The 8,104-nt window shown below is 42.1% G+C and carries 7 protein-coding genes and 1 pseudogene; 4 read left to right on the forward strand and 4 right to left on the reverse strand.

Annotated features, from left to right (window positions below; translation table 11 throughout):
• Window positions 1-298 precede the first annotated feature (298 nt).
• Window positions 299-643, reverse strand: a complete 345-nt coding sequence (locus BMY62_RS16390) for an NADPH-dependent FMN reductase (RefSeq protein WP_218143004.1) — start codon at window positions 641-643, stop codon at window positions 299-301.
• A 112-nt stretch (window positions 644-755) separates the two neighbouring features.
• Here BMY62_RS16390 and BMY62_RS15285 point away from each other — a divergent pair, with 112 nt between their 5' ends.
• From BMY62_RS15285 to BMY62_RS15295, 3 genes are all read left to right on the forward strand, one after another.
• Complete coding sequence (locus tag BMY62_RS15285; RefSeq protein WP_218143005.1) at window positions 756-1,361, forward strand: CIA30 family protein; 606 nt, start codon at window positions 756-758, stop codon at window positions 1,359-1,361.
• A 794-nt stretch (window positions 1,362-2,155) separates the two neighbouring features.
• Window positions 2,156-3,907, forward strand: coding sequence for an OPT family oligopeptide transporter (locus BMY62_RS15290; protein ID WP_090661985.1), 1,752 nt, complete (start codon window positions 2,156-2,158; stop codon window positions 3,905-3,907).
• A 5-nt stretch (window positions 3,908-3,912) separates the two neighbouring features.
• Entirely contained in the window at window positions 3,913-4,452 is a 540-nt protein-coding gene (locus BMY62_RS15295) for a hypothetical protein (RefSeq protein WP_090661988.1), read from the forward strand.
• Window positions 4,453-4,520: 68 nt separating this feature from the next.
• On the opposite strand, the gene BMY62_RS15300 is transcribed toward BMY62_RS15295, so the two are convergent.
• Window positions 4,521-5,405: a LysR substrate-binding domain-containing protein gene (locus BMY62_RS15300; protein WP_090661991.1), complete on the reverse strand. Its 885-nt coding sequence runs from the start codon at window positions 5,403-5,405 to the stop codon at window positions 4,521-4,523.
• A gap of 114 nt (window positions 5,406-5,519) precedes the next feature.
• On the opposite strand from BMY62_RS15300, the gene BMY62_RS15305 reads away from it, so the two are divergent.
• Window positions 5,520-6,179 carry an FMN-dependent NADH-azoreductase gene (locus tag BMY62_RS15305; RefSeq protein WP_090661994.1) on the forward strand — a complete coding sequence of 220 codons (660 nt, stop codon included), beginning with the start codon at window positions 5,520-5,522 and terminating at the stop codon, window positions 6,177-6,179.
• Between the two features lie 141 nt (window positions 6,180-6,320).
• On the opposite strand, the pseudogene istA reads toward BMY62_RS15305, so the two are convergent.
• Window positions 6,321-7,012, reverse strand: a pseudogene (gene istA, locus BMY62_RS15310) (IS21 family transposase); the annotation flags it as partial.
• Between the two features lie 51 nt (window positions 7,013-7,063).
• On the reverse strand, window positions 7,064-7,489 hold the full coding sequence (locus BMY62_RS15315) for a hypothetical protein (RefSeq protein ID WP_090661997.1): 426 nt from the start codon (window positions 7,487-7,489) through the stop codon (window positions 7,064-7,066).
• Window positions 7,490-8,104: the final 615 nt, after the last annotated feature.

Here is an 8,104-nt window from a genome sequence, read left to right on the forward strand (position 1 = left end):
ATAATAAACAAAATGTTATTATACACTAACCAGGAAAAATAACTTCACTTCCAGACTTGCTTCGTTTTGTAATCGCAATTTTTAGATATGCCCTTAAGTTGAGTGAAAGTTCTGCCAAAATAATCAATCCACCCTTCGGAATCCACATTTTCATGAAAAGAACCGTCATCAGCCAGTACTTCATGTGATTTTGGGATATGAATCATAGCTGAAACTGGTAAACATCCGAGGTCTGATAGAAAAGCCCGCATTCCTGTCGCGGCTCTTGCACCTCCCCACTGTCCAGCTGAATAGGTAACTATTGCGCATGGTTTATAGGAGAATGTCGAACTTCTGAAATGCTAAGCAAATGAGCCAAGGCAGGACTCATGGAATGATTATACTCAGGGCTCGCCATGTTATATCCGTCAGCAGCTTTGATTTTTTCTGCCAAAGATTGCAGGTGAGCCGGTGCTTTGGTTTGTGCGTAAGCAAAATAAGGTTTAAATAATGGTTCAAAATCCAAGTCCAACGGATCAATTAGTTCTGTTGAAAGATCACCTTGATAATATGATGCACCGGCTTTTGCTACTCTCAGACCAAGACGTGGAGGATTGGGCAGAGTGCTATCTCGCACAGTTCCAGGAAAAACGAGAAATTTCATAGGCGTTCCAATTACATCCTTAATAACGTTATGAAACTTAATTAATGTATTATATTTTACTCGTGTATAGTCGATAGTTCACAGAACTAACACAGTAGCTTGGTAAGCGACAATGAATTTTCTACTATCGAATGTCCTTTTTATACTAAAAGCTTTAATAGGTTTATCACTGTATATTTCGGCTTGGAATATCGCTTTGGCAAATAATTTAATTATTGATGATCGAACCAGCGGCAACTTAAGTTCTAACCTTGGCACACAATGGCGAATGGTCACTGATCAGGTGATGGGTGGCGTTTCCAATGGTGAGTTAACACTGGACAATTACAAAGGTAAAAACTGCTTGCGCATTCGTGGTGATGTTTCTACCGAAAATAATGGCGGTTTTGTTCAGATGGCACTGGATTTAACAAATAACGGGGCATTTGATGCCTCATCCTATGCAGGCGTTGAAATCATCGTTTCCGGTAACAATGAACACTATAATTTTCACTTTCGAACGACTGAGCTTTGGCTGCCATGGCAATCGTATCGTTACAGCTTTAAAGCCATATCAGACTGGCAAACAATATACATTCCTTTTAAGGATTTAAAAGCCTATAGGACAACAACAAAATTCCATAGAGATAAGCTTAAACGTATAGGATTAGTCGCAATCGGCAGAAACTTCAAAGCCGATCTGTGTGTGGCATCGATTAAATTATATACCCTGGATTAGAAGGCATACTGCACCTCCGGGTTTATTGCATATTCCGGCAAAGTTGAGCAGTCGTTCCGGCATGTTGAACGTCAATTCGGTGAACGGTGAAATTTGTTTCGCGGCATTTAAAAATCGAAAAACAGCAAATTTAGAAATTCAATATTGAGTTTTATTTTCCTTAGGCCTCACACCAAACGACTTCTGTAATCCACGTAAATTCAAGGATGTATGCGAAGCAAAACCCCGGAGGATTTATCCTGATATTTGCGGGATGGAAAAAAATGATTTATGAGAAACACAGAAAATCTAGTAAAAATTTTCATTTTATCCGGAAAAGCTGTTCACGTTTACCAGAATAGATGTTCACACTGAACCAGAATGGCTGTTCAGGTTAGGCCGGAATATGCACACAAACATTAGCCAAGTAATAACAAATATATTACGATCATCTGACAAAAAGATCGAACAAGATGAACTGAGATGTTTCTTATTTCTTTTGGTAATAGAACGACTATTTCCTGCAAGACACGCCTTGCCATGAACACTGACAAGCGCACTGAACCCGGCAATATCATATTGATAGAGTACGAGTCCAAATTGCCATGACAACGAACACCTACGAGTCATCGGTATCATCGGTAACGATCTGCTGAATTATTTCTGTATTCAAGTTAACTCTTATATACAGAATTTATGATAATTGAAATATTCCAACTATAAGTTGGAACTGCCATCTCCTAATAGATTTGGAAAAACAGGTTTTTCCAACCTCGCGACATAGCTGAAAATAGCAATATAAGAGAAAACCATCCATGTCGACAAACAATGAAACCTCTTTTGAACAAGATCGTGTTAATAAAACGCTTCGCTATGGCCCCTATCCTGAACTAACCTATTCGGCAGTATTTGTAGGGTATTTTTTAGGATCGATCTTAGCACTCAGTATCGGATATGCTGCACTTAAGCTGGGTTTTTCCATAGAAGGCTCGGAACTAGCCGCTATATTGGGCTATGGTATTTTGCGAGGGCTTATGCAGCGTAATTCAATTGTAGAAAACAACATAGCCCAAACAATCGCCAGCGGGGTGAATGGTGCCGCCAGTGGCATGATGTTTTCGATACCGGCATTATTTATTTTGGGACAACCCGATTTTAATCCTTACCTACTTGTTTTTGGCTGTATTGCCGGTGCATTTCTAGGCATTGCTTTTATTATTCCATTGCGTAAACAGATGATTGATTATCAGCGGCTCACTTATCCCGGTGGTGTCGCGGTAGCAACTATTCTAAAATCGCCTGGTGCAGGCATCAGAAAAGCTCAGTTATTGATTGGCGCTGCGCTATTGAGCGGCTTGACTCATTTCGCTGTTAAAACCTATCTTGGTAATGACAACTATAATTTTGGAGCAGTAATAGCCCTTCCCGAATATATGAACGGCATTATCTATGTGTCATTACTTACGATCGGTGTGGGTTATATTGCAGGCAAAGGCGGCGTTGCGTTTATTATCGGTGGTTTCGTCTGTTACTGGTTTATTGCCCCTTTGCTTGCTTATACCGAATTACTCCCCGTTAGCACCAATGGCCTGGCGATCACTGAGCCCAATGAACTCAGAGCAATTCTGTTCAGGCCGACAGGTATTGGCATGCTTATCGGTGGCGCAATAACCGGCATTATCATGGCCCTACCATTGATTATTAGCTCCATCCGCTCCATGCAGCATGCGGCTAAGTCCGGAGCTTCCTGGTCGCATGATGAGATGCCCATTAATTTACTCTACGGGGCAGTCATTGGCGCTGTTGTGTTGCTCATTGTGATTGCCGTTCAATCCACAGAACAAATGGGATGGTTGCGCGGGTTAACAATGGCGGCTGTCGGCACATTATGGATCTGGATTGCAGGGGTAATCTTATCTGAATGTATCGGCCGGACAAACTGGTCACCACTGAGTGGAATGACTTTAATTGCCGTTACAATATTGATTCTTATTACCAGCGGCTTAGGTAGAGCTGACGCGATTATGGCTGCCGTGATGGTTGGTGCTGCCTGTTGTGTCGCCATGTCGCAGGCAACTGATTTGATGCTCGACCTAAAAACCGGTTATTTAGTGGGTGCAACACCCAAAAAACAGCAGATAGGGCAGTTTCTGGGTGCTTGGCTAGGCCCTATTTTAATTATGGCACTTATTTTTATTCTGCATAAGGCTTATGGTTTAGGCAGTGATGAATTACCTGCGCCACAAGGGCTGGCATTGGCAAGCATGATTGAAGGTATTTTGGGTGGCAATGTGCCACTTGAAAAATATTTAGCTGGAGCCGGTTTAGGCGCGCTATTAAGTGCTACTTCGGGCGGACTGGGTATAACGGTCGGCCTCGGTTTTTATTTACCATTTAGTATTGTTATCGCTTATGCGATCGGTACTTTAGTACGTGTCGTAAGCGACGCGAAGCTGCCGGAATCGTTCTCTCGGAACATAGGCATTCCAGCTGCTGCGGGTCTGATTGTAGGAGAGGCACTGGTTGGTATCGGCTTCGCTATTATTAAAATCGCACAAGGATTATAGGGATCATGATACTAAAAAGAATTGGAATATGCTTAATCATTATCAGTTTTCTTACAGGAGCATTTTTAACTTCACTGGATGCGGCTAAAGTACTGTGGACTTATTTTATTCCGGCACTTCTTTTGGGTTTCGTGGGACTAGCAATAACAAAAAATGAAACGAGTAAAGCTGCACATTCTGATAGCAGATTAAATAATGATTTAGCGCTTATGACCTTGTGCCTTGAAAATATAATCAAAAATCTAAATGAGATTAATCAAAAACGTGAAACATTGCCGATCTATCAAGCACATATTGAAATCGACAGATTATTTCGCGAAGACTTGAATAATTTTGCCCAAGCCAGGGAATCCATGCGTCATACTTTTGGGTTGCAAAATTATGCAAATATCCTGTCATCGTTTGCCGCAGGTGAACGATATATCAATCGTATCTGGTCGGCATCATCAGACGGCTACGTGGATGAAGTAAAGACTTATATAACTAAGGCGCTTGGTCAATTTATTGAAGCAAAAAGTAAATTTGACGAAGCCAAGATCAGCTAGCAAACTATTCCACACGACTTATTAGCATTTATGGAACTATTCTCATCCATAAACTACAAGATTACTTGTTAGGTATTTTCTGACAATTCTTCTACTAGCCACTCTGTAAAAGCAATAACTTTTCGTAATTCTCCGCTAAAAGGCGACACCAATAAATAGTATGTAAAGCCTGGCATAGAGCAATTACCATCCAAGGGCTTCAACCAGCCCTGCTGTATGGCCATTTTAGCTAATACCGAGCTGACGAGCACCACCCCTTGTCCTGCTAAAGCAGCTTGAATAGCGTGGTGTTCTTGATCGAAGCAGCTTATCTTCGGGATAGGCATATCAGGTCGAAATGCCTGTAACCAGTTGCGCCATGTAATTGACGGCAGGTTTTTATTCTTCCATTGGGTCTCAATAAGGGTGCCAACCTTTAAGTCCTTATGGCGATTCAAATAATCTTCCGTGGCATAAGCACCAAAGTGCTCGGTCACCAATTTTATCATATGCGCATTTTTTTCATCGTACTTACCGTACCTTATTGCAAGATCGATACGCCGATCTCGATTGATATCAATAAGATCTTCCCCGGTTTTTATCTCTATTTGAATCTCAGGGTATTTCTCTTGAAAACTTGCCAGATTCGGCACCAGCCACATTGATGCAAAAGACGTGGTTGTAGTAATTCTCAAAACGGATTTTGTATTGGATATTTCCTCAAGTGCCGTTGATAGCTGCTGCAGAGCCTGATGAGCCGCCTGTGCGAGCTTAGAGCCTTCTCGAGTCAGGATTACCGATCGAGTTCTTCGCTCAAATAGCAAAATCCCCAGTTTATCTTCTAAGTTGGCTATTTGATGTGATATTGCTGTAGGAGAGAGGTTTAATTCCTCCCCAGCAGCCTTAAAACTACCCAATCGAGCAGCCGCTTCAAACCCTCTCACCTGATTTAAATGTGGTAAATGGGTAAACATATAGCTCCTATAGATGTAAAAAATTCATCTATAGGTGTATTTTCACCATTTGTCAAGATAGCCAGATTTGTAGATACTTCATAACAAATATTACGTCAACAACAGGTGAATTTAATGGCTACTTTACTTCATATAGATGCAAGTGCGCGTAAATCGCGTTCTATTTCAAGATCATTAGGAACTGAGTTTAAAAACCAATGGCTCTCAGCAAACGCGAAGGACAAATTCATCTACAGAGATGTTGGCAGCGCGCCACCAGAGTTTATTTCTGAAAGTTGGATAGCCGCTGCTTTTACTCCAGAAAATGACCGGACAGAGGAGCAGATTTCATTATTAAGGCAATCTGATCTTTTGATTGATGAATTATCTGAAGCAAATGTAATAGTCATATCAACGCCCATGTATAACTATGGTATGCCCGCAGCATTGAAAGCTTGGGTTGATCAAGTTGTCAGAGTTAACAAAACCTTCAGCTTTGACTTAAACCGTGGTGACTTTCCGCTAGAACCTATTCTTTCAGGAAAGGCCCTTGTGTTACTCACATCATGCGGAGAATTTGGTTTTGGAAAGGGTGAAACGAGAGAAGAAATGAACCATTTAGCGCCCCATCTTCAAACAATTAGTAAATACCTTGGTGTAGATGCAACATTTGAACTACGCGTCGAATACCAGGAATTCGGTGATACCAGACATAAAGAATCTATCGAGAAAGCTTACAAAGCTATTCCTAGAGTAATCAATAAGCTCTCTACAAACCTGACTACGAATGCCTAACGCCATGCATCACCGGACATTGCAAAGCGTCGCTCGTTCTTCGCTTTGCTTTTTACTGCCGGTGATGTGAAGCGTTATATACTACTGGAATATGAATTATCGTTCTACCTCACCTTCCGCTTTGGGTCGAATGCAGTCAACAGCCACATTGCAAAAATCAGGATCGAACAGGTAATGCGCTGTCATCGCAAAGAAGCGTGTATTGACTACGCGCCCGTTGCCTTTGGATACCTTGTCCACGGCAGTCTTCATGTTGTCGTAAATGCCGCGTTTCGGCACACCGCCAAAAGCTGCAAATGCACGGGTATGCGCATCAAACAACATTTCGTGACTTTGTGACGGATAGCCGGACAACATAAAAGCGCGGCTGGCGCATAGCTTGGTATGTGCAGCCAATACTTTACGGTGAATACCACCGATCACCAGCCACTCTTGCTCCAGTCAAACTAAAACGCTTCACCCAACGCAAACTTCAGCGGTACATACGCTGTTTTACTCTGACTTCCTTGATTGCGCCAGTTGCGGATGAAATCGCACACAATCGTATAACCGCCAACATAGCCGCCCTTCCTGATCTCCTGGAACAGCATCTTGGCCGTGCGGCGGTCTTTCCTGGGACGGCGGGCATCCGCTTCCAGCGCTAGCAACAACCTGGATTCAAACGGTGTCAGCTTGCCGAGCTTCTTCGCCCTTTGATATTTAACAGCACTATCACTTGGCGCTTTCAACCACTTCTTGATCGTGTTCCGCGACAGGCTCGTTCTTCGTTGAATCTCATTAATCGACAGATGTTCACGGTAAAACATCCGCCGTATCTTTGCATACATAACCATGGTAATCACCTCTTAAATTCTCCTGCCTAAAATTTAGGCAGGATACGTGAATTACCTGGTCAATTTTCGACCGGTGTCAACAAGACAGAACACATATACGTCAGATTGGCGGATTTTTTCAGAAGAATATTCATTTGTAGCCGCCTCCCATCCATAAGTAGGACGAATACTAAATTGAATGCTTGAATATTTGTTTTGCATCCAACTCTGGATATAAGCGGATGACTTTACCTCTACCTTTACGCCTTCTGTGGTGATTACATCACAGGAATCCCATTCTTGTCTGATGCCAGAAGGATTGCCTACAGCAGAAGTAACTATATATTCAGCGACAAGACCGCGTAGAGCATTCCCGACCAAGTCAGATGAAGACCACTGCCAAAAGGACAATAAATTTATTGGAAGATTTTGTCCTCTGGAAAAGAATGGTTCTTCACCGGATTTCCTTTTTACCTCTAATGCGGTTAGTTTGTTCATTATTATCGACAGTCAGGAAGTAATTATAGGTTTTCCGTGTATCTTCCGTATTTTGGAATTAAAAGCAACAAAATGGTTACGTTTGTCTGTCAATCATCCTGAATGGCTCAATATATAGAATTGCAGTTCATGCCTGCGCTAGTCTGTCATATATTTTTCGGCCAGATTATTGGGTACTGATTGAAAGTAGTGACTGGCTACTTTTGGCCGAAAGTGGGAATTTCAACCATACTAATTTTAACGGATATTCAATTTTCCGAATCTAAATCTCATAACAGCTTGCAGCAAACCGACAGAATAGCTCCAAAACCACATAATCCGGAACACCGGTGTACCCGATAGGGGTTTTGTCATGCCGAAGCCAAAAGCACACGAAAACGGACGACTTTGCTTGCAAGTGGGATGCAGGTGGGTGCCGGGGCGAACTATGTGTTTTGACTAGAGTTTAGAGTTTCAGAATTCTATAAAGGAAATAAAGGAAAAGACTAATACAAAAAGGAACAAATTAACGCAAAAAGTGCTTGACATTGTGGCACAAAAATCGTTGCCGCGCGCTAAATAGCTTTGTTTTTGAAAGGTATTTAGCGCGCGGCCTCTAGAAGAAATTTTTGAGAT

Origin of the sequence: Nitrosomonas marina (assembly GCF_900111605.1) — a bacterium.
Taxonomy (GTDB): Bacteria; Pseudomonadota; Gammaproteobacteria; order Burkholderiales; family Nitrosomonadaceae; genus Nitrosomonas; species Nitrosomonas marina_A.

Excerpts from the sequence above, each read along its gene's own strand:
- BMY62_RS16390 (WP_218143004.1), bottom strand. The coding sequence starts at position 643 with ATGAAATTTCTCGTTTTTCCTGGAACTGTGCGAGATAGCACTCTGCCC.
- BMY62_RS15285 (WP_218143005.1), top strand. The coding sequence starts at position 756 with ATGAATTTTCTACTATCGAATGTCCTTTTTATACTAAAAGCTTTAATA.
- BMY62_RS15290 (WP_090661985.1), top strand. The coding sequence starts at position 2,156 with ATGTCGACAAACAATGAAACCTCTTTTGAACAAGATCGTGTTAATAAA.
- BMY62_RS15295 (WP_090661988.1), top strand. The coding sequence starts at position 3,913 with ATGATACTAAAAAGAATTGGAATATGCTTAATCATTATCAGTTTTCTT.
- BMY62_RS15300 (WP_090661991.1), bottom strand. The coding sequence starts at position 5,405 with ATGTTTACCCATTTACCACATTTAAATCAGGTGAGAGGGTTTGAAGCG.
- BMY62_RS15305 (WP_090661994.1), top strand. The coding sequence starts at position 5,520 with ATGGCTACTTTACTTCATATAGATGCAAGTGCGCGTAAATCGCGTTCT.
- BMY62_RS15315 (WP_090661997.1), bottom strand. The coding sequence starts at position 7,489 with ATGAACAAACTAACCGCATTAGAGGTAAAAAGGAAATCCGGTGAAGAA.